The organism is Roseateles sp. (assembly GCF_047654785.1).
In the GTDB taxonomy this organism is placed as follows: Bacteria; Pseudomonadota; Gammaproteobacteria; order Burkholderiales; family Burkholderiaceae_C; genus Pelomonas.
Window position 1 is genome coordinate 1,604,937 of the sequence record NZ_JASGKQ010000003.1, and the last position, 24,253, is coordinate 1,629,189.

General features: G+C 71.6%; 24 protein-coding genes. 8 read left to right on the forward strand and 16 right to left on the reverse strand.

What is annotated here, in order from left to right:
* Nucleotides 1-58: 58 nt before the first annotated feature.
* The 5 genes from leuB to QM788_RS16415 form a co-directional block, all read right to left on the reverse strand.
* On the reverse strand, nucleotides 59-1,153 hold the full coding sequence (gene leuB / locus QM788_RS16395) for a 3-isopropylmalate dehydrogenase (protein WP_415662522.1): 1,095 nt from the start codon (nucleotides 1,151-1,153) through the stop codon (nucleotides 59-61).
* Nucleotides 1,154-1,155: 2 nt separating this feature from the next.
* Complete coding sequence (leuD, locus tag QM788_RS16400; protein WP_415662523.1) at nucleotides 1,156-1,803, reverse strand: 3-isopropylmalate dehydratase small subunit; 648 nt, start codon at nucleotides 1,801-1,803, stop codon at nucleotides 1,156-1,158.
* A gap of 62 nt (nucleotides 1,804-1,865) precedes the next feature.
* Nucleotides 1,866-3,317, reverse strand: coding sequence for a 3-isopropylmalate dehydratase large subunit (leuC, locus tag QM788_RS16405; RefSeq protein ID WP_415662524.1), 1,452 nt, complete (start codon nucleotides 3,315-3,317; stop codon nucleotides 1,866-1,868).
* Nucleotides 3,314-4,207, reverse strand: coding sequence for a LysR family transcriptional regulator (locus QM788_RS16410; RefSeq protein WP_415662525.1), 894 nt, complete (start codon nucleotides 4,205-4,207; stop codon nucleotides 3,314-3,316). The genes leuC and QM788_RS16410 overlap by 4 nt, the downstream gene beginning before the upstream one ends.
* 83 nt (nucleotides 4,208-4,290) lie before the next feature.
* Nucleotides 4,291-5,625: a hypothetical protein gene (locus QM788_RS16415; protein WP_415662526.1), complete on the reverse strand. Its 1,335-nt coding sequence runs from the start codon at nucleotides 5,623-5,625 to the stop codon at nucleotides 4,291-4,293.
* 279 nt (nucleotides 5,626-5,904) lie between these two features.
* Here QM788_RS16415 and QM788_RS16420 point away from each other — a divergent pair, with 279 nt between their 5' ends.
* On the forward strand, nucleotides 5,905-6,912 hold the full coding sequence (locus QM788_RS16420) for a D-2-hydroxyacid dehydrogenase family protein (RefSeq protein ID WP_415662527.1): 1,008 nt from the start codon (nucleotides 5,905-5,907) through the stop codon (nucleotides 6,910-6,912).
* Between the two features lie 57 nt (nucleotides 6,913-6,969).
* On the opposite strand, the gene QM788_RS16425 is transcribed toward QM788_RS16420, so the two are convergent.
* Entirely contained in the window at nucleotides 6,970-7,944 is a 975-nt protein-coding gene (locus QM788_RS16425) for a GlxA family transcriptional regulator (protein ID WP_415662528.1), read from the reverse strand.
* Nucleotides 7,945-7,992: 48 nt separating this feature from the next.
* Here QM788_RS16425 and QM788_RS16430 point away from each other — a divergent pair, with 48 nt between their 5' ends.
* Both QM788_RS16430 and QM788_RS16435 read left to right on the forward strand, forming a co-directional pair.
* On the forward strand, nucleotides 7,993-8,649 hold the full coding sequence (locus QM788_RS16430) for a DJ-1/PfpI family protein (RefSeq protein ID WP_415662529.1): 657 nt from the start codon (nucleotides 7,993-7,995) through the stop codon (nucleotides 8,647-8,649).
* Nucleotides 8,646-9,821 (forward strand): acetylornithine transaminase, encoded by a 1,176-nt coding sequence (locus tag QM788_RS16435; RefSeq protein ID WP_415662530.1) that lies wholly within the window; start codon nucleotides 8,646-8,648, stop codon nucleotides 9,819-9,821. Before QM788_RS16430 ends, QM788_RS16435 begins: the two co-directional genes overlap by 4 nt.
* Before the next feature lie 147 nt (nucleotides 9,822-9,968).
* Here QM788_RS16435 and upp read toward each other — a convergent pair whose 3' ends face one another.
* The 3 genes from upp to QM788_RS16450 are packed head-to-tail and all read right to left on the reverse strand — an operon-like array spanning nucleotide 9,969 to nucleotide 12,104.
* Nucleotides 9,969-10,595, reverse strand: coding sequence for a uracil phosphoribosyltransferase (gene upp / locus QM788_RS16440; protein ID WP_415662531.1), 627 nt, complete (start codon nucleotides 10,593-10,595; stop codon nucleotides 9,969-9,971).
* Nucleotides 10,596-10,626: 31 nt separating this feature from the next.
* On the reverse strand, nucleotides 10,627-11,379 hold the full coding sequence (rlmB, locus tag QM788_RS16445; protein ID WP_415662532.1) for a 23S rRNA (guanosine(2251)-2'-O)-methyltransferase RlmB: 753 nt from the start codon (nucleotides 11,377-11,379) through the stop codon (nucleotides 10,627-10,629).
* On the reverse strand, nucleotides 11,376-12,104 hold the full coding sequence (locus tag QM788_RS16450) for a DUF1624 domain-containing protein (RefSeq protein WP_415662533.1): 729 nt from the start codon (nucleotides 12,102-12,104) through the stop codon (nucleotides 11,376-11,378). Before QM788_RS16450 ends, rlmB begins: the two co-directional genes overlap by 4 nt.
* 73 nt (nucleotides 12,105-12,177) lie before the next feature.
* On the opposite strand from QM788_RS16450, the gene QM788_RS16455 reads away from it, so the two are divergent.
* The 5 genes from QM788_RS16455 to QM788_RS16475 all read left to right on the forward strand — a co-directional run bounded on the left by QM788_RS16455 (nucleotide 12,178) and on the right by QM788_RS16475 (nucleotide 17,479).
* Nucleotides 12,178-13,257: a S1C family serine protease gene (locus QM788_RS16455; protein ID WP_415662999.1), complete on the forward strand. Its 1,080-nt coding sequence runs from the start codon at nucleotides 12,178-12,180 to the stop codon at nucleotides 13,255-13,257.
* 122 nt (nucleotides 13,258-13,379) lie between these two features.
* Complete coding sequence (gene yjjJ / locus QM788_RS16460; RefSeq protein WP_415662534.1) at nucleotides 13,380-14,747, forward strand: type II toxin-antitoxin system HipA family toxin YjjJ; 1,368 nt, start codon at nucleotides 13,380-13,382, stop codon at nucleotides 14,745-14,747.
* A 61-nt stretch (nucleotides 14,748-14,808) separates the two neighbouring features.
* Complete coding sequence (locus QM788_RS16465) at nucleotides 14,809-15,801, forward strand: LLM class flavin-dependent oxidoreductase (RefSeq protein ID WP_415662535.1); 993 nt, start codon at nucleotides 14,809-14,811, stop codon at nucleotides 15,799-15,801.
* Nucleotides 15,802-15,855: 54 nt separating this feature from the next.
* Nucleotides 15,856-16,161: a helix-turn-helix domain-containing protein gene (locus QM788_RS16470; RefSeq protein ID WP_415662536.1), complete on the forward strand. Its 306-nt coding sequence runs from the start codon at nucleotides 15,856-15,858 to the stop codon at nucleotides 16,159-16,161.
* A complete protein-coding gene (locus QM788_RS16475) occupies nucleotides 16,154-17,479 on the forward strand; it encodes a type II toxin-antitoxin system HipA family toxin (RefSeq protein WP_415662537.1) in 1,326 nt (441 codons plus the stop codon). Before QM788_RS16470 ends, QM788_RS16475 begins: the two co-directional genes overlap by 8 nt.
* 6 nt (nucleotides 17,480-17,485) lie before the next feature.
* On the opposite strand, the gene QM788_RS16480 is transcribed toward QM788_RS16475, so the two are convergent.
* Genes QM788_RS16480 through cyoA form a run of 7 tightly spaced genes read right to left on the reverse strand, consistent with a single transcriptional unit; the run spans nucleotide 17,486 to nucleotide 24,225 of the window.
* Nucleotides 17,486-18,046 carry a response regulator transcription factor gene (locus QM788_RS16480; RefSeq protein WP_415662538.1) on the reverse strand — a complete coding sequence of 187 codons (561 nt, stop codon included), beginning with the start codon at nucleotides 18,044-18,046 and terminating at the stop codon, nucleotides 17,486-17,488.
* Nucleotides 18,033-19,361: an ATP-binding protein gene (locus QM788_RS16485; RefSeq protein ID WP_415662539.1), complete on the reverse strand. Its 1,329-nt coding sequence runs from the start codon at nucleotides 19,359-19,361 to the stop codon at nucleotides 18,033-18,035. The genes QM788_RS16480 and QM788_RS16485 overlap by 14 nt, the downstream gene beginning before the upstream one ends.
* Nucleotides 19,358-20,065 carry an SURF1 family protein gene (locus QM788_RS16490; RefSeq protein WP_415662540.1) on the reverse strand — a complete coding sequence of 236 codons (708 nt, stop codon included), beginning with the start codon at nucleotides 20,063-20,065 and terminating at the stop codon, nucleotides 19,358-19,360. The genes QM788_RS16485 and QM788_RS16490 overlap by 4 nt, the downstream gene beginning before the upstream one ends.
* A gap of 16 nt (nucleotides 20,066-20,081) precedes the next feature.
* Nucleotides 20,082-20,480 (reverse strand): cytochrome o ubiquinol oxidase subunit IV, encoded by a 399-nt coding sequence (gene cyoD, locus QM788_RS16495; protein WP_415662541.1) that lies wholly within the window; start codon nucleotides 20,478-20,480, stop codon nucleotides 20,082-20,084.
* Nucleotides 20,480-21,103, reverse strand: coding sequence for a cytochrome o ubiquinol oxidase subunit III (gene cyoC, locus QM788_RS16500; RefSeq protein ID WP_415662542.1), 624 nt, complete (start codon nucleotides 21,101-21,103; stop codon nucleotides 20,480-20,482). Before cyoC ends, cyoD begins: the two co-directional genes overlap by 1 nt.
* Before the next feature lie 15 nt (nucleotides 21,104-21,118).
* Nucleotides 21,119-23,140, reverse strand: coding sequence for a cytochrome o ubiquinol oxidase subunit I (cyoB, locus tag QM788_RS16505; protein WP_415662543.1), 2,022 nt, complete (start codon nucleotides 23,138-23,140; stop codon nucleotides 21,119-21,121).
* 8 nt (nucleotides 23,141-23,148) lie between these two features.
* Entirely contained in the window at nucleotides 23,149-24,225 is a 1,077-nt protein-coding gene (cyoA, locus tag QM788_RS16510) for a ubiquinol oxidase subunit II (RefSeq protein ID WP_415662544.1), read from the reverse strand.
* Nucleotides 24,226-24,253 lie beyond the last annotated feature (28 nt).

The window sequence follows — 24,253 nt, forward strand, 5'->3', positions numbered from 1 at the left end:
ATCCACTTCGGGCCCCGGCTCGTTCGCCGGGTTTGGAGGGGCGAGACGAGACGGAGCTTCAGCGCTGAATGGTTTTGGTGGTCGTGATGGCTTTGACGACAGCGTCGCCCATCTCGCGGGTCGTGACCTTCGAGCTGCCTTCACTCCAGATGTCGGCGGTGCGCAAGCCCTGGCCCAACACCGATCCAACCGCCGCTTCAATGCGAGCGGCGGCTTCGGGCAGGTCAAGGGAGAACTTGAGCATCATGGCGGCGGACAGGATTGTAGCCAGCGGGTTCGCAACGCCCTGCCCCGCGATGTCCGGCGCGCTGCCGTGGCTGGGCTCGTAGAGGCCCTTGTTGTTCGCGTCCAGCGAGGCCGAGGGCAGCATGCCGATGGAGCCGGTCAGCATCGCGGCTTCGTCGGACAGGATGTCGCCGAACATGTTGCCGGTGACGACCACGTCGAACTTCTTCGGCGCCTTGACGAGCTGCATCGCGGCGTTGTCCACGTACATGTGGTCCAGCTCGACGTCGGGGTAGTGCGCGTGGACCTCGGTGACCACGTCTTTCCAGAGCTGCGAGGTTTCCAGCACATTGGCCTTGTCCACGCTGGTCAGGCGCTTGTTGCGCTTGCGCGCGGCCTGGAAGGCGACGTGGGCGATGCGCTCGATCTCGGGGCGCGAGTAGCGCATCGTGTCGAAGGCTTCGTCGGCGCCGGGGAAATGGCCGTCCACCGCCGTGCGACGGCCGCGTGGCTGGCCGAAGTAGATGTCGCCGGTCAGCTCGCGGATGATGAGGATGTCCAGCCCCGCGACCAGTTCGGGCTTCAGCGACGACGCATGCGTGAGCTGCTCGTAGCAGATGGCCGGGCGCAGGTTGGCGAACAGGCCCAGCGCCTTGCGCAGGCCGAGGATGGCCTGCTCGGGGCGCAGCGCGCGCTCCAGCTTGTCGTACTTCCAGTCGCCGACGGCGCCGAACAGCACGGCGTCGGCCTCCTGGGCCAGCTTCAGCGTCGCGGGCGGCAGCGGGTGGCCGCTGGTCTCGTAGGCCTTGCCGCCCACGTCGGCCCATTCCAGCGCCACGGCCAAGTCGAGCGCGTTCAACACCTTGACCGCCTCGGCCATGATCTCGGGGCCGATGCCGTCACCCGGCAGGACTGCAATCTTCTTCATCGTCAAATCACTCGGTTGTTCAGCCAGGGCTTGCTGGCGATACGGGCGGCTTCATAGGCGCGGATCTTGTCGGCCTGCCGCAGCGTCAGGCCGATCTCGTCGAGGCCGCCGAGCAGGCATTCCTTGCGGAAGGGCTCGATGTCGAACGCGATCTCGGCGCCGTCGGGCTTGACGACGACCTGGCGCGGCAGGTCGACGACGAGCTGGTAGCCGGGGAAGGCCTTGACCTCGTCGAACAACTGCGCGATCGCCGACTCCGGCACCACGATGGGCAGCAGGCCGTTCTTGAAGCAGTTGTTGAAGAAGATGTCCGCGAAGCTCGGCGCCAGGATGGCGCGGAAGCCGTACTGCTGCAGCGCCCAGGGCGCGTGCTCGCGGCTGGAGCCGCAGCCGAAGTTCTGGCGCGCGATCAGGATGCTGGCGCCCGCGTAGCGCGGCTGGTTCAGCACGAAGTCGGGGTTGGGGCGGCGGCTGGCCGGGTCCTGGCCGGGCTCGCCGGGGTCCAGGTAGCGCCATTCGTCGAACAGGTTGGGGCCGAAGCCGGTGCGCTTGATGGACTTCAGGAACTGCTTGGGGATGATCGCGTCGGTGTCGACGTTCTCGCGGTCCATCGGTGCGACCAGGCCCTTGTGGAGGGTGAACTTGTCCATTTTTCTCAGTCAGTTGAGGACAGAGCGATTCGCTTCGCTCGACCGGCCTGTCCCGCAGCGCATCAGGAAATCGTCCGCACGTCGACGAAATGGCCGGCCATCGCGGCGGCGGCAGCCATCGCGGGGCTGACCAGGTGGGTGCGGCCGCCGGCGCCCTGACGGCCCTCGAAATTGCGGTTGCTGGTGGACGCGCAGCGCTCGCCCGGGTCCAGCCGGTCGGCGTTCATCGCCAGGCACATCGAGCAGCCCGGCTCGCGCCACTCGAAACCGGCGCCCTTGAAGACCTGGTCCAGCCCCTCGGCCTCGGCCTGCGCCTTCACGAGGCCGGAGCCCGGCACGACCAGCGCGAGCTTGACGTTCTTGGCGACCCGGCCGCCAGAACCTGCCATTTGGCGCACGACGGCGGCGGCCTCGCGCATGTCCTCGATGCGGCTGTTGGTGCAGGAGCCGATGAAGACCTTGTCCACGTGGATGTCGTTGATGGCCTTGTTGGGCTCCAGCGCCATGTAGGTCAGCGCGCGCTCGATGGCGCCGCGCTTGACGGCGTCCTTTTCCTTGTCGGGGTCGGGTACGCGGTCATCGATGGACAGCACCATCTCCGGCGAGGTGCCCCAGGTGACCTGCGGGCGGATCTGCGCGGCGTCGATCTCGACGACCTTGTCGAAGTGCGCGCCGGGATCGGAGTGCAGCGTGCGCCAGTAGGCCACGGCCTGCTCCCACTCGACGCCGCCCGCGAAGCGGCCGGTCTGCGGATCGGTCCCGGGCGTGAAGGGGCGGCCCTTCACGTAGTCGATGGTCACGTCGTCCACGCCGATCAGGCCGGCGCGGGCGCCCGCCTCGATCGCCATGTTGCAGACCGTCATGCGGCCTTCCATGCTCAGCGCGCGGATCGCGGAGCCGGCGAACTCGATGGTGTAGCCGGTGCCGCCGGCCGTGCCGATGCGGCCGATGATGGCCAGCACGATGTCCTTGGCGCCGACGCCCCGGGGGCACTGGCCGTCCACCCTGACGAGCAGGTTCTTCGCCTTCTTGGCCGACAGCGTCTGCGTGGCCAGCACATGCTCGACCTCGCTGGTGCCGATGCCGTGCGCCAGCGCGCCGAAAGCGCCGTGCGTGGAGGTGTGGCTGTCGCCGCAGACCACCGTCATGCCGGGCAGCGTGGCGCCCTGCTCCGGGCCGATCACGTGCACGATGCCCTGGCGGCGGTCGTTCATCTTGAACTGCGTGATGCCGACGCGGTCGCAGTTGGCGTCCAGCGTGTCCACCTGCAGCTTGGAGACGGGGTCGGCGATGCCCTGGCTGCGGTCCGTCGTCGGCACGTTGTGGTCGCTCACCGCCAGGTTGGCGGACAGCCGCCAGACCTTGCGGCCGGCCAGGTCCAGGCCCTCGAAGGCCTGCGGGCTGGTCACCTCGTGGACGAGGTGGCGGTCGATGTAGAGCAGCGCCGTGCCGTCGGGCTCGGTGTGCACGACGTGCTCGTCCCAGAGCTTGTCGTAAAGAGTTCTAGCGGTCATTGCTTCTCTCGGGGAATGAGGGTGTCCACGAAGCGCTGCACCACGGTGGGCAAGCGCTGTTGGCGCAGGACACCCAGGTAATAGTCGCGCTCCGCCCAGGGCTCCTCCAGCCGCAGGCAGCGCACGCCGAACACGCGCGTGAAGCGCTCGGCCGGCTCCTCGGGCAGCACGGCCACGCCCAGGCCGGACTCGACCAGCTGCGCGATCGCGTCGAAGCCGCGGACCTGCAGGCGCGCGTTCAGCGTCTTGCCGCGGGCCGCCGCCTGTTCGCGCAGCAGCTCCTGCGCGCTGGCGCCGGCATGCAGGCCGATGAGGTCGTAGGCCAGCAGGTCGTCGAAGGCGACGGCCTCGCGCTGCGCCAGCGGATGCTTCAGCGGCACCAGCGCCGCCAGGCGGCCGCGCGCGAACACCCAGGTCTGCACGCGGTTGTCCAGCACCGGCGCGGCGAAGATGCCCACGTCCGCCCGGCCCTCGGCGACGGCGGCCTGCACCTCGGCGCTGGTCAGGTCTTCCAGGCTGATGCGGATCTGCGCATGCGCCTGGGAGAACTCGACCAGGTAGGGCGGCAGGCACTCGGCGATGGCGCTGGTGTTGGACGCGATGCGCAGATGGCCCTTGATGCCGCGCGAGAACTCCATGACCTCGGTTTCGAGGGCGTAGAGCGACGCATGCAGCGAGCGGATGTGGCGCACCAGCGCCCGCCCGGCCTCGGTGGGTTCCACGCCGCGCGCGCGGCGCTCGAAGAGTTGCACGCCGAGGCGGCTTTCCAGGTCCGACAGGCGCTTGCTGGCCGCGGCCAGCGCCAGGTGCTCCTGGGCGGCGCCCCGGGTGATCGAGCGGGTCTGCTCGATGGCCAGCACGAGGTTGAGGGTGGTGAGGTCGTGGCGCATGGGGGTCTCTGGCTCCAGCATAGCCTTCGCGGGGAAAGCGATTCTGCGCCAGAAAACGATTGAGATTTCGCCAATGGCGAAATTCAACGGACCGGGCGGGCCTGTTCCAGCAACCCGCGCAGCGCGTTGCGGCTGTGGGCGCCGAAGTGGCCGAGCAGCCGGGCGATGGCCTGGTGCAGCGCCTCGCGCCGGCCCTGCAGGTCGCGCACGAGCTCGGGGCCCAGCTCGGCCTCGTGGGCGGCGAAATCGAAATGTGGGTCGGTGACGAATTTCGCCGGCGCACCGACGACCACGGCCGCATCGGTGGCCGGGCCGGCGGCGAAGGCCTCCGCGGCGACCACCTCGCGCACATAGGCCGGGCCCCACGGCGGATAGCGCGTGTCGCCGGTGGCGTCGCGCAGCGCCCATTCCAGCGGGCCATCCTGCTGCCGGCGGGCGGCGTCCATGATCCAGCGCGTCTGGAACTCCTCCAGCACGAAATGGCGGTTGCTCTGCAGCACCACCAGCCCCTGCCGGTCGGCCGGCGCGCCGAGCTGCGCCTTGAGGTTGACCCACATCATGTAGGCCAGCGTCGCGCCGGGCGCGGCGCTGGCGTGGTAGGGCTGCGTCAGGTCTTCCACGTGGTGCAGCGCCAGGCCGGCGAAGCGCCAGCCCCAGTAGGCGTGGCCGGTCTGCCAGGCCAGCACCGCCAGCCCGCCGTACTGCTGCACGCGCAGCTCGGTGAAGGTGCGCGCGAAGCTGGGCGCCAGCGTGTTGAACAGCACGCCCTGGTGGAAGAAGCCCATGTGGAACGGCGCCTGCGAACCGATCGCGACGGCCGGGTTGCCGAAGGGCTGGGGGCCGAAGCCATAGGGCGGGTCCGCCGGGCTGCCCGGGTTGTCGTCGAACAGGTTCAGGTCGTGGCCGTAGTCGGGCTCGTCGCAGGCCGAGGCCAGCACGGCCAGCGGCGCGACCGCCTCGCCGGGCTGCAGCGCGACGAAGCGCTGGGTCGCGCCCTTGCCGGGCGGAACGGCGGTGACCAGGCCGGCGTCGAGGGCCGGCCGGGTCGTCCCGACCTCGCGCGGGTCCACCTGCAGGTACAGCGCCAGCCGGGTCTGCGGCGACAGGCGCAGCGCGCGCAGGAAGGCGGCGCGGCGGTCGGCATCGCTGCGCCGGGCGTCGGGCACGAAACGCAGCGCCTGCGGCCGTGGCGCATGGCCCTTCAGGTGCTCGCGGGCCCAGGCCTCCTGGGCGTCCAGCGCCGCGGCGATCGCCGCCTCCTGGTCGCGCAGGAAATCGGCCAGGGGCTCGGCCTTCACGGCCGCGGCCTCGGCCACCTCGGGCATGCGCTCGAAGGCGCGGTAGCACAGGGGGCTGTGGTTGCCCCAGGCCTGCGCGACGGTGGGCAGCCAGGCCAGCAGGAAGAGAACGTGACGCATCGGGCGGATCGAAAGGCGAAGGCGCGGATTCTGCGCTGCCGATTCAGGCCCCGGCGTCCCGGCGGCACCCGGTGTCGAACGCCTGCAACTGCCCGCGCCGCTCACAGGATCTCGAACGCCCCGGGGATGAAGTCGAGCAGGTGCCGGGGCTCGAACGGAAACACGGCCACGCCGCCGCACGGAGCGGGGCGGGCCGGGGCCGCCCGAGGGCACAATGCCCCGAACCCGAATGCCCACGATCCCGCCCGGCGCCGCCCGACGGCCGCGCCTGCCTCGACCATGAATGTGATCATCCTCGACGACTACCAAGACGCCGTGCGCAAGCTGCGCTGCGCGGCGAAGCTGGAGCCGCTGAACGCCAAGGTGTTCACGAACACGGTCAAGGGCATCGGCCAGCTGTCGGTGCGGCTGCGGGACGCCGAGGTGCTGGTGCTGATCCGCGAGCGCACCGCATTCCCGCGCCAGCTGCTCGAGAAGCTGCCCAGGCTCAAGCTCATCGCGCAGACGGGCCATGTCGGCAGCCACATCGACGTCGAGGCCTGCACGCGGCTGGGCATCGCGGTGGCCGAGGGCGTGGGCAGCCCGATCGCGCCCGCGGAGCTGACCTGGGCGCTCATCATGGCCTCCATGCGCCGCCTGCCGCAGTACATCGGCAACCTCAAGCACGGCGCCTGGCAGCAGGCGGGGCTGAAGGCCGCGTCCATGCCGGCGAACTTCGGCCTCGGGCTGGTGCTGCGCGGCAAGACGCTGGGCATCTGGGGCTATGGCCGCATCGGCCAGCTCGTGGCCGGCTACGGCCGCGCGTTCGGCATGCAGGTGATGGTGTGGGGCAGCGAGGCCTCGCGCCTGAAGGCCGAGGCCGACGGCCACCTGGCCGCCCCCAGCCGCGAGGCCTTCTTCGCCGGGTCGGACGTGCTGTCCGTGCACCTGCGCCTGGGCGACGCCACGCGCGGCCTGATCACGCCGGAGGACCTGGCCCAGATGAAGCCCACCGCGCTGTTCGTCAACACTTCGCGCGCGGAGCTGGTGGTGGAAGGCGCACTCGTCTCCGCGCTGAACCGCGGCCGCCCCGGCATGGCGGCCATCGACGTGTTCGAGAGCGAGCCCATCCTGCAGGGCCACCCACTGCTGCGGCTGGAGAACGCCGTCTGCACGCCGCACATCGGCTACGTGGAGCTGGACAGCTACGAGACGTACTTCGACGCCGCGTTCGACAACGTGCTGAACTTCATCCACCACCAGCCGACCCATCTCGTCAACCCGGACGCGCTCAAGGTGCTCCGCTGAGGCGGCCACCACGCCGGGGCCAACACCCCGTTCGCCGCCGTGTCGGACTGACGCGGCTCAGGCCACGCGGCCGCCGGGCCTGAACGCGGCCGGCGGCCGGCCCAGCAGCCGAACGAACGCGCGGCGCATGCGCTCGGTGTTGCCGAAGCCGCAGTCCTGCGACACGCGCAGCACCGACGCCGCGCCGCCCTCCAGCGCCGCGCGCGCGGCCTCCACGCGCAACCGCTCGACGGCCTGGGCCGGCGTCGCACCGGTCTCGGCGCGGAAGCAGCGCGCGAAGTGGCGCGGGCTCATGCAGGCGCGCGCGGCCAGTGCGTCGACGCTGCAGTCGCGCGCCGGCTCGCGGCGCACGTCGTCCAGCAGCGCACCGAAGCGGCCGTCGGGGCGCTGCAGGTCCAGCAGCGGCGAGAACTGCGACTGCCCGCCCGGCCGGCGGCGCTCCACGACGAGCTGGCGCGCGGCCTCGCGGGCCAGGTCCTCGCCGTGGTCGTGGGCCAGCAGCGCCAGGCACAGGTCGATGCCGGCCGTCATGCCGGCGCTGGTCCACAGCTCGGGCCACTGGCGCCGCTTCTGGGCCGGCTCGCGCACGTAGATGCGGTCCGGCTGCAGGCGCACGGCCGGGAACTCGGCCGCGAACTGCCGGCCACGCGACCAGTGCGTCGTCGCCGTGCGGTGGTCCAGCAGGCCCGCCGCGGCCAGCAGCAGGCTGCCGCTGCAGATGCTGGCGATGCGCGCGCCCGAGCGGCTGGCGCGCTGCACCCAGGCCACCAGGCGCACATCGGCGCAGGCGGCGTCCACGCCGTCGCCGCCGATGACCATGACGAGGTCCAGGCCGCCCAGCCGCCGCGGCAGGCCCTGCACCGGCCAGGCGACGCCGGCAGAGCTGCGCACCACGGGCGGCGCGCTGGCGACCAGGCGCCAGCCGTAGCTGCCCGGCCGCGCCAGCCGCGCCACCTCGAACACGGCCATCGGCCCGGCCAGGTCGAGCTGCTGGAAGCCCGGGAACAACACGAAGGCGATGCGGCAGGCCATGCCCGCATGATGGCAGGAAAAGTGGGAACTGCGTCATGGCGGCCAATGATGCTTCGCCGCACACTGCTGGCCACCGACACCCACCGCCCCCGCACCACCCCGATGAACATTGGCATCCTGGTCTTCGACGACATGGAACTGCTGGACATGGCCGGCCCCTACGAGGTGTTCACCACCGCGTCGCGCGTCTGGGCGCGCAGCCAGCCGGCCTGCAGCGCCGCGCTGTTCGACGTGGTCACCCTCGCCGCGACGCCGGCCCCGGTGCGCGCCCGCGCCGGCCTGCGCGTGCAGCCCGACTTCACGCTGGACGCACACCCGCCGCTGCACTACGCCCTCGTGCCCGGCGGCGCCGTCGATGCCGAACTGCAACGGCCCGACGTGCTGGCCTGGATCGCCGCGCAGCGCCGCAGCGCGCCCGTGCTGGCGTCGGTCTGCACCGGCGCGCTGCTGCTGTCCGCGGCCGGCGTGCTGGACGGCCTGGCCGCCACGACGCACTGGGAAGACCTGGCCGCGCTGCGCGCGCTGCGGCCCGCAGTGCGGGTGCGCGGCGGCGTGCGCTGGGTCGACGAGGGCGCGGTCGTCACGTCGGCGGGCATCTCGGCCGGCATGGACATGAGCCTGCACCTGGTGCGCCGGCTGCACGGGCACGAACTGGCCGCCCGCACGGCCCGCCAGATGGACCACGACTGGCACGACACACCATGAGCACCGACGCCCTCATCACCATCGCCCGCCGGCCGAACACCGTGTTCACGCACGGCCAGGGCACCTGGCTCACCGACGAGGCCGGCAAGCGCCACCTGGACCTGGTGCAGGGCTGGGCCGTCAACAGCCTGGGCCACAGCCCGGCGCTGATCACGCAGGCGCTGCTGCGGCAGTCGCAGCGGCTGCTGAACCCCAGCCCGGCCTACTTCAACCGGCCGCTGCTGGACCTGGCGGAACGGCTGGCGGCCTTGAGCTGCTTCGACCGCGTGTTCCTGGCCAGCTCGGGCGTCGAGGCCAACGAGGGCGCCGTGAAGCTGGCGCGGCGCTGGGGCAGCCGCCATCGCGGCGGCGCGCACGAGGTCATCGGCTTCGAGCAGGGCTTCCACGGTCGCACGCTGGCGATGATGAGCGCGTCCGGCAAGCCGGGCTGGGACCGTCTCTACGCGCCCATGCCGCAGGGCTTCCCGAAGGCGCGGCTGAACGACATCGCATCGGTCGAGCGGGCCCTCTCGGCGGACACGGTGGCCGTGATGATCGAGTTCGTGCAGGGCGAGGCCGGCGTCGTCGTCGCCGATGGCGGCTTCGTGCGCGAGCTGCGCGCGCTGACGGCCGAGCGCGGCGTGCTGCTGATCGCCGACGAGGTGCAGACCGGCATCGGCCGCTGCGGCACCGCGTTCGCCTACGAGCAGTTCGGCATCGAGCCCGACGTGATGACGCTGGCCAAGGGCCTGGGCGGCGGCGTGCCGATCTCGGCGCTGCTGTGCAAGGAGGCGCTGAACTGCTTCGAGCCCGGCGACCAGGGCGGCACCTTCGCCGGCAACCCGCTGATGGCGGCGGTCGGGCTGGCGGTGGTGAACGAGGTCTGCCACGCCGACTTCCTGGCCGGCGTGCGCGAGCGCGCGGTGCAGCTGTCGGAAAGCCTGCAAGCCATCGTGCGTGACCACGGCCTCGTGGAGGAACGCGGCCTGGGGCTGCTGCGGGCGCTGGTGTTGCCGGCCGACCTGGCCCACGACGTGGTCACCGCCGCACAGGCGCTGGAGCCGGCAGGCCTGCTGCTGAACGCGCCCCGCCCTCACCTCCTGCGGCTGATGCCGGCGCTGAACATCAGCGCGGCGGAGATGGGCGAAGGCCTGGCGCTGCTGCGCCGGGCGTTGCGTGCTGTGCTGGGCTGAGTTGCTCAGCGGGCCGAGCGCCGAGCCGCTCCCAAGCCGGCCCGCCAGGGCGATTTGCTCACGGCTCAATGCCGTGAGCATCGCCGTCCCCTCGGGGGACCGACTGGGCTTGCGGGCGTTCAGCCACGCAAGACCAGTCGAGGGGTCTCATGTCGTGCCGAAGATCTTGTCGCCCGCGTCGCCCAGGCCCGGGATGATGTAGCCCTGCTCGTTCAGGTGGCTGTCGATGGCGGCCGTCCAGCAGCGCACGTCGGGGTGGGCCGCCTCCAGCGCCTGCACGCCTTCCGGCGCGGCCACCAGCACCAGCGCGCGCACGTCCTTGCAGCCGCGCGCCTTCAGCAGGTCGACGGTCGCGATCATGCTGCCGGCCGTGGCCAGCATCGGGTCGATGATCAGCGCGGTGCGGGCTTCGAGGTTGCCGACGAACTTGTCGAAGTAGTTCACCGGCTTGAGCGTCTCGTGGTCGCGGGCCAGGCCGACGACGGACACCTTGGCGTTGGGCAGGATGTCCAGCACGCCGTCCAGCATACCCAGGCCCGCGCGCAGGATGGGCACGACGGTGACCTTCTTGCCGGCGATCTGGTCGCACTCGGCGGGGCCGCTCCAGCAATCGATGGTGACCTTCTCGGTCGGGAAGTCGGCCGTCGCCTCGTAGGCCAGCAGCCGGGCCACCTCGCCGGTCAGCTCGCGGAACTTCTTCGTCGAGATGTCCGCCTCGCGCAGCAGGCCGATCTTGTGCTTGACGAGGGGGTGCTTGACTTCGATGACGGCCATGACGGCGTTCCCTTTTTGCTGAAGCGCCGAATTATCGGCTGCGCTGCCGCAGCGCTTCGTAGAGGCACACGCCCGAGGCGACCGACACGTTCAGGCTCTCGACGGCGCCGGCCATCGGGATGCGGACCAGCTCGTCGCAGGTCCTGGCCGTCAGTTGGCGCATGCCCTCGCCTTCGGCGCCCAGCACCAGCGCGACGGGGCGCGTCAGGTCGAGGTCGTAGATGGAGCGCTCGGCGCGGTCCGAGGTGCCGACCACCCAGATGTCGCGCTCCTTCAGCTCGCCCAGCGTGCGCGCGAGGTTGGTGACCATCAGGTAGGGCACGGTCTCGGCCGCGCCGCTGGCGACCTTGGCGACGGTCGCGTTCAGGCCCACGGCGCGGTCCTTGGGCGCGACGACCGCGTGCGCGCCCGCGCCGTCGGCCACGCGCAGGCAGGCGCCGAGGTTGTGCGGGTCGGTCACGCCGTCGAGCACCAGCACCAGCAGCGGGCCCTTTTTTTCCGATTCAACGGCGTCGAGCACATCGTCCAGCGAGTGCTGCTGCGCAAGCGCCGCCACGCGCGCGACCACGCCCTGGTGGCGCGGGCTGCCGGCCAGCTGCGTGAGCCGCTCGTCGCCGCTTTCCACCAGCTTGGCGCCGGCCTCGCGGGCGCGCTCGATGAAGGCGCGCATGCGCTGGTCGCGCCGCGCGGGGTCGAAATGCACCTCGGCGATGGAGCCGGGGTGGGTCTTGAGGCGGACGGTGACGGCGTGGAAGCCGAACAGGACGGACTTGGGCGAGCTCATGGCCGCATTGTCGTTGGCAGCACCAGCAGCAGGCCGATCAGCACCGGCTGGTGCAGCATGTAGAAGCTCAGCGACCAGCGCCCCAGCACGGCCAGCGGCCGCGGCGCGCCACCCCGCCACAGCTGCGGCCACGCGCGCGTGGCGGCAAAGCCCAGCAGCATGACGCCCAGCCAGGGCAGCACGGGCACGTAGTCCTCCGTGACGGGCTTGTGGGTGACCAGCCCCACCCAGTCGGTCCAGCGCGAGTCGAACACCGGGTGCTGCACGAGCTGCGGCGCCGCCAGGGCCGCCACGGCCAGCGCCGCGAGCGCCGCGTCCGGCAGCCGCGCCAGGCCCAGCCGCAGCAGCAGCAGCATCACCGCGATGCCGTGCAGCACGCCGAAGCTGATCCAGCTGCCCGGGAACATCAGCCACGAGCCCGCCGTCACCCCCAGCGCGCAGCCGGCCACCTGGCCCCAGCGGGTCCAGAAGCGCCCCGCGCCCTGCCCCGCCCGCAGCGCCAAGGCCTGGCCGCCGCCGGCGCAGAACAGGAACAGGCTGACGATGGCGGTGCGCTGCCCGGTCCAGACCGGGTCGCGGTAGAAGTCCTGGTGGATCCAGCCGAAGTGGTTCAGGTCGAAGCCGAAGTGGTAGGCCGCCATCCAGACGACGGCGGCGCCGCGCAGCGCGTCGAGGCGGGCGGCGCGGCTGGAACGGCTGGAGCGGAAATCGGGCATGGCGGCCATGGCGCCGCGCAGTCTAGGGCCGCGTCCAAAATGCGGGGCCTCGCCACTCTGCCGCCCTCGCACCGTGACCGCCCTGCCCCGCCGCCTGCTGCTCGCCACCGCCCTGCTCGCCGCCCTCGGCGCGCCCGCCTTCGCCAAGGCCCCGCCGGCCCAGCCGCGCGCCATCAGCGCCCGCGGCGCGCTGAGCGCCGAGGAGCAGAACAACATCGGCGTGTTCAAGCGCGTGTCGCCGTCGGTGGTCCACATCACCACGCTGAGCGTGCAGCGCGACTTCTTCTCGCTGCGCACCAGCGAGCAGCCCAGCGGCACCGGCACCGGCTTCGTGTGGGACGAGGCCGGCCACATCGTCACCAACTTCCACGTCATCCAGGGCGGCGACCGCGCCACCGTCACGCTGGCCGACCAGAGCAGCTACGCCGCCCGGCTGGTCGGCGCCTTCCCCGACCGCGACCTCGCGGTGCTGCGCATCGAGGCGCCGCGCGACAAGCTGCCGGCCATCGCCGTGGGCACCAGCCGCGAGCTGCAGGTGGGCCAGAAGGTCTACGCCATCGGCAACCCCTTCGGGCTGGACCAGACGCTCACCACCGGCATCGTCTCGGCGCTGAACCGCGAGATCGAGTCCGTCACGCGCCGCACCATCAAGGGCGCGATCCAGACCGACGCGGCCATCAACCCGGGCAACTCCGGCGGCCCGCTGCTCGATTCGGCCGGGCGGCTGATCGGCGTCAACACGGCCATCTACAGCCCCAGCGGCGCCAGCGCCGGCATCGGCTTCGCCATTCCGGTCGACGAGGTCAACCGCATCGTGCCGCGGCTGATCCGCGACGGCCGCTTCGTCCGCCCGGCGCTGGGCGTCACGGCCGGCGCGCCCCAGCTGACGCAGACGCTGCGCGCGCCCAAGGGCGTGCTGCTCGTCGATGTCGCCAACGCCAGCCCGGCCGCCGCCGCCGGCCTGCAGCCCTACCGCCGCGACCGCAACGGCCGCATCGTGCAGGGCGACGTCATCACCGCCGTGGACGCCCAGGCCGTCGCCGACCTCGACGACATGCTCTCGCTGCTGGAGACGCGCCAGATCGGCGAGAAGGTCACGCTGACGGTCTGGCGGGCGGGGCAGACGCGCCGGGTCACGGCGACGCTGGGCAGCTCGGACTGAGGCCGGCCACAGCGCCGAAAATTCAGGACAAATCTCCGACATCAAGCGACGCAACCCATTGTCATTGAATTGATTTCACACTTCAATTCAGGACAAAATTCAGGACAAACGCACCTGAACCCATGCCCGCCGACCTGCCCAGTCTCGAACGCCTGCTGCGCCTGCGCGGCCCGCAGGGCGTGGCGGAGATCGCCGCCGGCCTGGGCTGCTCGACCAAGACCGTGCAGCGCCTGGTGGCCGCGGCCGGCGACGCGGTGCTGGGCGCCGGCCAGACGCGCCGCCGCCGCATCGCCTGGCGGCGCGAGATCCGCGGCCAGCGCATCGAGGCGCCGCTCTACCGCATCGACGCCGAGGGCCGGCCGCAGCCGCTCGGCCGGCTGAGCCCCATCCGGCCGCAGGGCTGCCACGTCGAGGCCATCACATCCCCCCCGCCCGCCTGGCCCCTGCCCGACGAAGCGCGCGACGGTTGGTACGAGGGCCTGCCCTACCCGCTCTACGACCTGCGTCCCCAGGGCTTCCTCGGCCGCGCCTTCGCGCGCCAGCACGCCGGGACGCTGGGACTCGCGCCCGACCCGCGGCTCTGGGACGACGACGCGTTGCTGCTGGCGCTGGGTGCTTTCGGCGACGACCTGCCCGGCGCGCTGCTCGTCGGCGACGCCGCACTGCGCCGCTGCCTCGACACGCGCCTGAACGCCCCGCCGCCGCTGACCGAAGCCGAACTGCCCGCCGCCTACGCCGCGCTGGCCGTGCAGGCGATGGCGGGCGGCCTGCCGGGCTCGTCGGCGGGCGGCGAGTTCCCCAAGTTCACGGCCGCCCGCGAACGGGCCGGCATGGCCACGCCGCACTGCGTCGTCAAGTTCTCCGGCGCCGACGACTCGGCCACCGTGCAGCGCTGGCGCGACCTGCTCGTCTGCGAGCACCTCGCGGCCGAGGCGCTGGGCACCGAATCCGCGCCCACGCGGCTGCTGGCGCACGGCGGGCGCCACTTCCTGGAAAGCGAACGCTTCGACCGCGTCGGCCCGCACGGGCGGCGCGGCGTCGTCAGCCTGGAGAGCGCCAATGCCGGCCTCGTCGGTGCGCCGGGCGACGACTGGGCCGCCGTCGCCCGCGCGCTGGCCGCGCAGGGCCTGCTGAGCGCGGCCGACGCCGAGCGCGCGGCCGAGCGCCAGCTCTTCGGCCGGCTCATCGCCAACAGCGACATGCACGGCGGCAACCTCGGCTTCTTCCACGACGCGGGCGGCCTGCAACTGGCGCCGAGCTACGACCAGTTGCCGATGCGCTACGCGCCGCAGCCGGGCGGCGAGGTCGCGTCGCCGCCGCTGGCGCCCGCGCTGCCGCTGCCCGCCGAGCACGAGCGCTGGCAGCGCGTCGCGCCCCGGGCGCTCGCGTTCTGGCGAGCCGCCGCGGCGGATGCGCGCATCAGCCCGGGCTTCCGCGTGCTGTGCGCCGGCAACGCTGCCGCGCTGGAGCGCGTGATGGCCCTGGCATGAGATCACGGCCGCGCAAAGCCCCGGGCCGGCGGCGCCGCGCACGCTTGGGCAAGATGCCGGCATGACCGCCCTGCCCCCGCTCTCCATCCTCGACCTGGCGCCCGTCGTCGAAGGCGCCAGCACCCGCGACGCGCTGCTGAACAGCCTGGACCTCGTGCGCCTGGCCGACGAACTCGGCTACGCGCGCTACTGGGTCGCCGAGCACCACAACATGGAGGGCGTCGCCAGTTCGGCGACGGCCGTGCTGATCGGCCAGCTCGCCGCCGCGTCACGCCGCATCCGCGTCGGCGCGGGCGGCATCATGCTGCCCAACCATGCGCCGCTGACCATCGCCGAGCAGTTCGGCACGCTGGCCGAACTCTTCCCCGACCGCATCGACCTCGGCCTGGGCCGCGCGCCCGGCACCGACCGGCCGACGATGCGCGCGCTGCGCCGCAGCCTGGAGAGCAGCGGCGAGGACGCCTTCCCGAACGACGTGCTGGAGCTGCAGGCCTACCTGGCGCCCGCGCGGGACGGCGCCGCCGTGCGCGCCGTGCCGGGCCAGGGCACCGAGGTGCCGGTCTGGCTGCTGGGCTCCAGCCTGTACGGCGCGCAGCTGGCCGCCTACCTGGGCCTGCCGTTCGCGTTCGCGTCGCACTTCGCGCCGGAGCTGTTGATGCAGGCGCTGCAGGTCTACCGCGCCAGCTACCGGCCCGGCGCGCGCCACCCCAGGCCGCATGCGATGGTGGGGCTGAACATCGTCGTCGCGCCCACCGACGACGAGGCGCGCGGGCTGTTCACGTCGACGCAGCAGCGCTTCCTCGGCATGGTGCGCGGCCAGCGCGGCAAGCTGCCGCCGCCGGTGGCGGGCATGGACGCGCTGTGGACGCCGGCGGAAGCCGCCCAGGTGCAGCGCATGCTGGCCGAGTCCATCGTCGGCTCGCCGGCCACGGTACGCGCGGGCCTCGCAGCGACGCTGGAGCGCACGCAGGCGGACGAGTTCATCGTCGCCACCGCAGTGCATGACCATGCCGCGCGGCGGCGCTCCTACGAGTTGCTGGCGGCCCTGGACTGAGCTGAAAATCATTGCCAAAGGAATCATTAGTCCATAGGATTCATTCCTATGTCAATGAATTCGCCGGTTCCCATTCTGGTCAGGGAGAGCCTGCTCACACTGGGCTCGCGCGTGGCGCTGGCGCGGCGCGCCCGTGAGCTGACGCAGATCGACCTGGCCCGCCTGGCCGACGTGGGCGTCAGCACGGTGGCATCGCTCGAAGCCGGCCACCACGGCGTGTCCCTGGGCAATCTGCTCAAGGTGCTCAAGGCCCTGGAGCTGCTGGAGCAGGTGAATGCCTGGCTGCTGCCGGGGATGGACGAGGCCGTCGTCAGCCAGGGCATCCGGGCCGCAACGCGCGGGGCGGGCCGGCGTGGCTGATTCGACGCCCGTCTGGTTCTGGCTGCCGGGGCAGGACGCGCCCACGCTGATTGCCGAGTTGCGGCAGGAAGGCGGGGCCAAGCGCTGGCTCTACCAAAACGACTACCTGGACAACCCGGGCTGGCTGGCGCCCGACCCGGTCCAGCTGGGCAAGGCCAACCGTACCAAGGGCGTGCTGGTCCTCGATGCCGACGGGCTGCCGGGCGTGCTCCGCGATGCCGCGCCGGCGGGGTACGGCGCCGACCGACTGGATGCCCAGGCAGGGCGGGAGCTGTCGCCACTGGAGCGGCTGGAGCGGGGCCCGGCCGATGGCGTCGGCGCGCTGGAGGCCTGCATGGGCATCGAGCGCAAGCTGGGCTGGCGCCCTCATGCGTTCAGCGAACTGGAGGGCCTTGCCAGGGCGCTGGATGAGGAAGCACCGTCCAGCCGCGCGATCCGGCAACTGCGGGACGGCAACGAAACCAGTGCCGGCGGCGAGCGGCCCAAGGTCACCGTGCATGCGGAGGGCCGCTGGTGGCTCGCCAAGATGCGCGACCGCAACGACATCCCCTGGCTGCCAGCCAAGGAGTTCGTCGCCATGTCACTGGCGCGCGACCTGGACGGCCAGGTCGATTTGCAGGCCCCGAGGTTCCGGCACGTGCAGGCGGGCGCCCATGCGATCTTCCTGATCGAGCGGTTCGACCGCACAGGCGTTGGCAGCCAAGCCCTGGTCGCCGGGGCGCCGCCGGCCCGGCTGCCATTTGCCAGCGCGCACACGGTGCTGCGGCTGGACGCGGTCTTCGGCGACCCGGGCCGGTCCTACCTGGCCCTGGCCGACGAGCTGTGCCGCTGGGCCCGAACGAGCCCCTGGCTGGCCGCAGACAGGGCCGAGCTGTGGCGGCGCATGGCGACCAACGCGCTGCTGGGCAACACGGACGACCATCCCCGCAACCATGGCCTGCTCTTGCGCGAGGGACATTGGCGCCTGGCGCCGCTGTTCGATGTCACACCCGTGGCGAAGGAGCGGCCGGTGCTGCGCATGGCGGTGGGCATCGATGGCTCTGCCGTGCCGACGGTCGAGCGCCTGCTGGGCGCCGCCGGCCACTTTGGCGTGGACATCGAAGCCGGCGCCGCCTGGCTGCTGGCCAAGAGCCGGTTCATCGCGCAGAACTGGCAGCAGCGCCTGCGCGAGCTGGGCGTTCCCGACGCCGAGATCGCGCGCACCGCTCCGGCGTTCGGGCTGGCCGAGGAACTGGCGCAAGCCCGGCAGCAGGTCGAGGCCGCCTGCGACGGGGTCCGGCGGCAGCTCGGCAAGCGCAGGCGCCGGCCGAGGGGCTGAAGCGGCTCACTTGATCCGCTGCTTCTCCAGCTTGCGCGCCAACGTGCGCCGGTGCATGCCCAGCCGGCGCGCGGTCTCGCTGATGTTGAAGCCGGTCTCGGCCAGCACCTCGTGGATGCGCTCCCACTCCAGCGTCTTGATGGACGCGGTCTGGCGCCCGGCCACCTCCACGTCCGCGTCGCCCTGCCGGCGCGCGAACGCGGCCTCGATGTCGTCGGTGTTGGCCGGCTTGGCGAGGTAGTGGCAGGCGCCCAGCTTGATGGCCTCCACCGCCGTGGCGATGCTGGCGTAGCCGGTCAGCACGACGATGAGCACCTCCGGGTCCCAGCCGTGCAGCGCCTGCACGCAGGCCAGGCCCGAGGCGCCGCCGGCGAGCTTGAGGTCCACCACGGCATGGCCCAGTTCCTCGTCGTCGGGCAGCGCGTCGAGCCGGGCCAGCATGTCGTCCAGCCCGGTGGCGCGCAGCACGCGCCAGCCGCGGCGCTCGAAGGAGCGGCTCAGGGTGCGGGCGAAGCTGTCGTCGTCCTCGACGATGAGCAGCAGGCGGTCGGGTTCAGCGGCGGGCATGGGGCGGCGATTGTCGCGGCAGCAGCGCGGCCAGCGGCAGCGTCAGGGTCACGGCGGCGCCGCCTTCCGCGCGGTTGCGTGCCTCCAGCCGCCCGCCCAGCGTGCGCGCCACGTTGACGGACAGGAACAGCCCCATGCCGCGGCCGGGCTGGCCCTTGCTGCTCTGGTAGGGCGCGCCGAAGTGCCGCAGGCGCTCGGCGTCGAAGCCGGGGCCGTCGTCCAGCACGCTCAGCGACAGGGTGGCGCCATCCGGGCAGTGCGCCAGCAGCGTCAGCCGCGTGCCGGGCGCCGCCTCGGCGGCGTTGTCCAGCAGGTTGGCCACCACCTGCTGCAGCGCGCTGTCCGAGATGATCTCCCGCGCCGGCAGGTCCCGCTGCACGACGGCCAGCTCGGCCTGCGGGTGGGCGGCGCGCCAGCGGCCGGCCAGGCCGTCGATGAAGGCGCGCAGCGTGGCGGGCTGCGGCGCCTCGCCGCGCATCTCGCCGGCCGACATCAGGATGCCGGTGACGATGGCCTTGCAGCGCTGGATCTGGCGCTGCATCTCCTCGATCTCCTCGCGCAGCTCGGGCTCGGCGGCGAACGGCGCCATGTGCGCCCAGTCGCCGAGGATGACGCTGAGCGTCGCCAGCGGCGTGCCCAGCTCGTGCGCGGCGCCGCTGGCCAGCAGGCCCATGCGGACGATGTGTTCCTCCTCCGCCGCGCGCTGCCGCGCGGCGGCCAGCTCGGCGTCGCGCTGGCGCAGGTTGCGGTTGATGCGGACGATGAACACGCTCAGCAGCCCGACGTTGAGCAAGAAGCACAGCAGCAGCCCGCCCAGGTAGTTGGGCGACAGCGTGGTGGGCATCGACAGGTCCAGCTGCAGCGGGCGGTGCCACTGCGTCAGCAGCACGAAGCCGGTGACGGCGCTGAGCACCACGGCCATCAGGTAGGCCGGCCGCAGCAGCACGGAGGCCACGGCCACCTGCATCAGGTAGAGGTAGATGAAGGGGTTGCCGCTGCCGCCGGCGAGGTAGAGCTGGCCGGTCAGCACGCCCACGTCCACCAGCAGCGCGATGCACAGCTCGATCTGCGACACCGGCCGCACGAGCCGGTTGCGCCACAGGCTGAACAGGTTGAACGCGACCAGCACGCCCAGCAGGCCCAGCATCTCGGCCCAGGGCAGCGTGATGGACAGGCCCAGGTGGACCGCCAGCACCGTGGCGAGCTGCCCGACCACGGCCAGCCAGCGCAGCTGGATGAGCTGGCTGAGGTTGGCGCGGCCGGCGCGGCGCTCGGGGGCGGCGGCGGGCGGGACGCGGCTGGCGTCGGCGGTCACGGCAGCGGACGGCGGCGCGCGTCGCGGACCAGCCAGACGGCTGCGGCGGCGGACATGGCCGCCAGCGCCAGCCAGGTGGCGGCGTAGACGGCGTGGTGGTTGGTGAAGCGCAGCACGGTCAGCCCCGGGCGCGGCCAGCGGCGCGGCCGGGCGGGGTCGGCGGCCTCATCGACGAAGAACGGCGCCACCGGCCCGGCGACGCCCAGCTGCGCGGCGATGCCGGCCACGTCGCGCGAGTACCAGCGGCCCTGCGCCGGTTCGTTGCGCCGCAGCGGGCCGCCGCCGGGCTCCGTCAGCCGCAGCAGGCCGACCAGCTCGACCGGCCCGGCGGGCGGCGCATGCTGCGCCGGGGCGCGCTGCGCGGGCGGCACGAAGCCGCGGTTGACCAGCACGGCGCGGCCGTCGGCCAGGCGCAGCGGCGCCAGCACCCAGTGCCCGCCGCCCAGCTCGGTGGTGGCCTGCACCAGCACCTCGGCCGGCTCGAAGCGGCCCAACAGGCGCAGGCGGCAGTATTCGTCGGCCCGGCCGACCTCGGCCCAGGCCGCAGGCGGCGCCACGGGCTCGGCCCGCAGCCGCTGCTCGACGCGGGCGATCAGGTCCTGCTTCCAGGCCAGGCGCTGGACCTGCCAGGCCGCCAGCGCCATGAAGCCCAGGCTGGCCAGCGCCGCCGCAGCGATCAGCGCGAGGCGCGCGGCGCGGCCCATGCCCCAGGCGCCGCGGTCAGGGCATGTTGCGCATCGCCGCGGGATCGGGCGTGGGCATCATGTTGGTATTCATGTGGTACATGACCCAGACCGAGCCGGCCAGCATGATGATGACCAGCGCCGCCGTGAACAGCAGCGCCAGCAGCGACCAGCCCTGCTCGACCTTGGCGTTCATGTGCAGGAAGTACACCATGTGGACGACCATCTGCACGGCCGCGAAGCCGAGGATGACGAAGCCGGTGGTCTTGGGGCTGGGCAGCACCTGGGCCATCACCAGCCAGAACGGGATGGCCGTCAGGATGACCGACAGCAGGAAGCCGGTGGCGTAGCCCCGGGTGCTGACGTGGAAATCCGCCTCGCCGTCGAGGTGGTCGTCGTCATGGTGGCCGTGCGCGTGGTCGTGGTTGGCTGCCATCACAGCACTCCCATCAGGTAGACGAAGGTGAACACGCCGATCCAGACGACGTCCAGGAAGTGCCAGAACATCGACAGGCACATCAGGCGGCGGCGGTTGGCGGGCGTGAGGCCGCGCTTGTGCACCTGCACCATCAGCGTGACCAGCCAGAGGCTGCCGAAGGCGACGTGCAGCCCGTGCGTGCCCACCAGCGTGAAGAAGCTGGACAGGAAGGCGCTGCGCTGCGGGCCGGCGCCCGCGTGGAGCAGGTGCTGGAACTCATACAGCTCGATGGCCAGGAAGCCCAGGCCCAGCAGCCCCGTGATCGCCAGCCAGGCCAGCACGCCGCCCTTGCGGCGCGCCTGCATCGCGATCATCGCGAAGCCGTAGGTGATGGACGAGAACAGCAGCAGCGCGGTGTTGGCGGCCACCAGCGGCAGGTCGAACAGGTCGGCGCCCGAGGGGCCGGCCGCATAGCTGCGGCCCAGCACGGCGTACACGGCGAACAGCACCGCGAAGATGAGGCAGTCGCTCATCAGGTACAGCCAGAAGCCCAGCATGGTGCTGCCGGGCGGGTGGTAGGCGCCGCTGCGGTCGTAGTAGAGCGGCGCGCCGTTCACGTGGGTGGCGATGGTGGCGGACATGTCGGGGGCTCCCGGTCAGGCGCCCGCCGCGAGGGCGCGGGTGCGCTCGTCCTCGCTGCGGGTCACGGCGTCGGCCGGGATGTGGTAGTCGCGGTCGTAGTTGAAGGTATGCACGATGGAGGCGATGACGGTGGCCGCGAAGGCGGCCGCGGCGATCCAGTACATGTGCCAGACCAGCGCGAAGCCCATGGCCGTGGCCAGCATGGCGACGACGAAGCCCGCGCCGGTGTTCTTCGGCATGTGGATGGGCAGGAAGCCCTGCGTCGGCCGCTCGGCGCCGCGCTGCTTCATGTCGTGCCAGGCGTCCATCTCGTGGGTGATGGGCGTGAAGGCGAAGTTGTAGTCCGGCGGCGGCGAGGCGGTGGACCACTCCAGCGTGCGGCCGCCCCAGATGTCGCCGGTGGTGTCGGCCAGCTCCTTGCGGCGCATCACGCTGACGGCGATCTGCACCAGGAACGCGGCGATGCCGCAGGCGATGATCAGGCCGCCGATGGCCGCGACGACGAACCAGGGCTGCAGCGACATGTCGTCGAAGTGGCTGACGCGGCGCGTGACGCCCATCAGGCCCAGCACGTACAGCGGCGCGAACGCGACCCAGAAGCCGATCAGCCAGCACCAGAACGACACCTTGCCCCAGAAGGCGTCCAGCCGGAAGCCGAAGGCCTTGGGGAACCAGTAGTTGATGCCGGCGAAGATGCCGAACACGACGCCGCCGATGATGACGTTGTGGAAGTGGGCGATCAGGAACAGGCTGTTGTGCAGCACGAAGTCCGCCGCCGGCACGGCCAGCAGCACGCCGGTCATGCCGCCGATGACGAAGGTGACCATGAAGCCCACGGTCCACAGCATCGGCACCTCGAACTGGATGCGGCCGCGGTACATCGTGAACAGCCAGTTGAAGATCTTCGCGCCCGTCGGGATCGAGATGATCATCGTCGTGATGCCGAAGAAGCTGTTCACCGACGCGCCCGAGCCCATCGTGAAGAAGTGGTGCAGCCAGACCAGGTAGGACAGGATGGTGATGACCACCGTCGCATAGACCATGGACGCGTAGCCGAACAGCTTCTTGCGGCTGAAGGTGGACACCACCTCCGAGAAGATGCCGAACACCGGCAGCACCAGGATGTAGACCTCGGGGTGGCCCCAGATCCAGATCAGGTTCACGTACAGCATCGCGTTGCCGCCGAGGTCGTTCGTGAAGAAGTTGGTGCCGAGGTAGCGGTCGGCCGTCAGCAGCGCCAGCGTCGCGGCCAGCACCGGGAAGGTGGCGACGATGAGCACGTTGGTGCAGAGCGAGGTCCACGTGAACACGGGCATCTTCATCATCGTCATGCCCGGCGCGCGCATCTTGATGATGGTGGCGATCAGGTTGATGCCCGACAGCGTCGTGCCCACGCCGGCGATCTGCAGCGCCCAGAGGTAGTAGTCCACCCCCACGTCGGGGCTGGCGAGCAGGCCCGACAGCGGCGGATAGGCCAGCCAGCCGGTCTTGGCGAACTCGCCGATGAACAGCGAGACCATCACCAGGATGGCGCCGCCGGTGGTCATCCAGAAGCTGAAGTTGTTCAGGAACGGGAAGGCCACGTCGCGCGCGCCGATCTGCAGCGGCACGACGTAGTTCATGAAGCCCGTCACCAGCGGCATGGCGACGAAGAAGATCATGATGACGCCATGCGCCGTGAAGATCTGGTCGTAGTGGTGCGGCGGCAGGAAGCCGGCGTTGTCGCCGAAGGCCATGGCCTGGTGGGCGCGCATCATGATCGCGTCGGCGAAGCCGCGCAACAGCATCACGATGCCCAGCACCATGTACATGATGCCGATCTTCTTGTGGTCGATGCTGGTCAGCCAGTCGCGCCACAGCGGGCCCCACAGGCGGTATTTCGTCAGCAGGGCCAGCACGAGCAGGCCGCCCAGCACGACGGCCGCGAAGGTGGCGATCAGGATGGGCTCGTGGAAGGGAATCGCTTCCCAGCCCAGCCGGCCGAGAACGGGGTGGAGCTGCTCGACGGCGGCAGCCGGGTGGTGTGCAGTGGACATCGGCGGACTCAGTTCTTCGGCGTGGCGGCCGTCTCGGCGCCGGTTTCGATGGGCAGGCCCAGCGGGTTGGTGGGCGTGCACAGCCCGGCGACGACGACGCGCTCGCGCTGGACGCCCTCGGCATCGCGCCAGGCGCTGCGCAGGGTGCCGGCGACGCCGCCCTTGCCGGCGCCGCCCGCGGCGTCGATGGCCATCATCTGGCTGGCGCACATCTTCCGGCCGTCCACGCAGCGGTCGACGATGGCGCTCCACAGGCCCGGCTCGACGCTGGCGTAGCGGCGGATGGGCTCCTTGGTGCTGGGCTGTTCGAGCTGCAGGACCTCGGCGCGCGTCAGTGCGCCGCCGCCGGCCTTGTTGGTGGCGACCCAGCGCGCGAACTCCTCCTCGCTGACGCCGTGGAACTTGAAGCGCATGTCCGAGAAGCCGGCGCCGCTGTACTGGGCCGACATGCCGTCATACACGCCCGCCTTGTTGATGACCGCGTGCAGCTGCGTCTCCATGCCGGGCATGGTGTAGATCATGCCGGCCAGCGCGGGCACGTAGAAGGTGTTCATCACCGTCGTCGAGGTGAAGCGGAAGTGGATCGGGCGGTCCACCGGCGCGGCCAGCTCGTTGATGGTGGCGATGCCCTGCTCGGGATAGATGAACAGCCACTTCCAGTCCATGGACACCGCGTACACCTCCAGCGGCCGGACGTCGGCCGGCAGCGGCTTGTCCGCGGCGATGCGGTCCAGCGGGCGGAACGGGTCCAGCTTGTGCGTGCTGATCCAGGTGATCGCGCCCAGCGCGATGATGATCAGCAGCGGCGCGCCCCAGATCACCAGCTCCAGGCGGGTGGAGTGGTCCCAGTCCGGCGCATAGGTGGCCTCGGTGTTGGACTGCCGGTAGCGGAACGCGAAGAACAGCGTCAGCGCGATCACCGGGACGATGATCAGCAGCATCAGCAGCGTCGACGTGACGATGAGCTGCGCCTGCTGCTGCGCGATGTCGCCGTGCGGCTTCATCACGATCGCATTGCAACCACACAAAGCGACGCTGGCCGACAAGGCCAGGACGCGCGAAAGGGCAGACTTGTTGAGAGGCATCCTGAGCGGCGCGCCAGGGTTAACGATC

Excerpts from the sequence above, each read along its gene's own strand:
- leuC (WP_415662524.1), bottom strand. The coding sequence starts at position 3,317 with ATGACCGCTAGAACTCTTTACGACAAGCTCTGGGACGAGCACGTCGTG.
- QM788_RS16415 (WP_415662526.1), bottom strand. The coding sequence starts at position 5,625 with ATGCGTCACGTTCTCTTCCTGCTGGCCTGGCTGCCCACCGTCGCGCAG.
- QM788_RS16450 (WP_415662533.1), bottom strand. The coding sequence starts at position 12,104 with ATGGCCGCCATGCCCGATTTCCGCTCCAGCCGTTCCAGCCGCGCCGCC.
- QM788_RS16490 (WP_415662540.1), bottom strand. The coding sequence starts at position 20,065 with ATGGGCCGCGCCGCGCGCCTCGCGCTGATCGCTGCGGCGGCGCTGGCC.
- QM788_RS16480 (WP_415662538.1), bottom strand. The coding sequence starts at position 18,046 with ATGCCCGCCGCTGAACCCGACCGCCTGCTGCTCATCGTCGAGGACGAC.
- rlmB (WP_415662532.1), bottom strand. The coding sequence starts at position 11,379 with ATGAGCTCGCCCAAGTCCGTCCTGTTCGGCTTCCACGCCGTCACCGTC.
- leuB (WP_415662522.1), bottom strand. The coding sequence starts at position 1,153 with ATGAAGAAGATTGCAGTCCTGCCGGGTGACGGCATCGGCCCCGAGATC.
- QM788_RS16465 (WP_415662535.1), top strand. The coding sequence starts at position 14,809 with ATGACCGCCCTGCCCCCGCTCTCCATCCTCGACCTGGCGCCCGTCGTC.
- QM788_RS16410 (WP_415662525.1), bottom strand. The coding sequence starts at position 4,207 with ATGCGCCACGACCTCACCACCCTCAACCTCGTGCTGGCCATCGAGCAG.
- cyoD (WP_415662541.1), bottom strand. The coding sequence starts at position 20,480 with ATGGCAGCCAACCACGACCACGCGCACGGCCACCATGACGACGACCAC.
- upp (WP_415662531.1), bottom strand. The coding sequence starts at position 10,595 with ATGGCCGTCATCGAAGTCAAGCACCCCCTCGTCAAGCACAAGATCGGC.
- QM788_RS16425 (WP_415662528.1), bottom strand. The coding sequence starts at position 7,944 with ATGGCCTGCCGCATCGCCTTCGTGTTGTTCCCGGGCTTCCAGCAGCTC.
- cyoB (WP_415662543.1), bottom strand. The coding sequence starts at position 23,140 with ATGTCCACTGCACACCACCCGGCTGCCGCCGTCGAGCAGCTCCACCCC.
- yjjJ (WP_415662534.1), top strand. The coding sequence starts at position 13,380 with ATGCCCGCCGACCTGCCCAGTCTCGAACGCCTGCTGCGCCTGCGCGGC.
- cyoA (WP_415662544.1), bottom strand. The coding sequence starts at position 24,225 with ATGCCTCTCAACAAGTCTGCCCTTTCGCGCGTCCTGGCCTTGTCGGCC.
- QM788_RS16435 (WP_415662530.1), top strand. The coding sequence starts at position 8,646 with ATGAGCACCGACGCCCTCATCACCATCGCCCGCCGGCCGAACACCGTG.
- QM788_RS16470 (WP_415662536.1), top strand. The coding sequence starts at position 15,856 with ATGAATTCGCCGGTTCCCATTCTGGTCAGGGAGAGCCTGCTCACACTG.
- QM788_RS16420 (WP_415662527.1), top strand. The coding sequence starts at position 5,905 with ATGAATGTGATCATCCTCGACGACTACCAAGACGCCGTGCGCAAGCTG.
- QM788_RS16430 (WP_415662529.1), top strand. The coding sequence starts at position 7,993 with ATGCTTCGCCGCACACTGCTGGCCACCGACACCCACCGCCCCCGCACC.
- leuD (WP_415662523.1), bottom strand. The coding sequence starts at position 1,803 with ATGGACAAGTTCACCCTCCACAAGGGCCTGGTCGCACCGATGGACCGC.
- cyoC (WP_415662542.1), bottom strand. The coding sequence starts at position 21,103 with ATGTCCGCCACCATCGCCACCCACGTGAACGGCGCGCCGCTCTACTAC.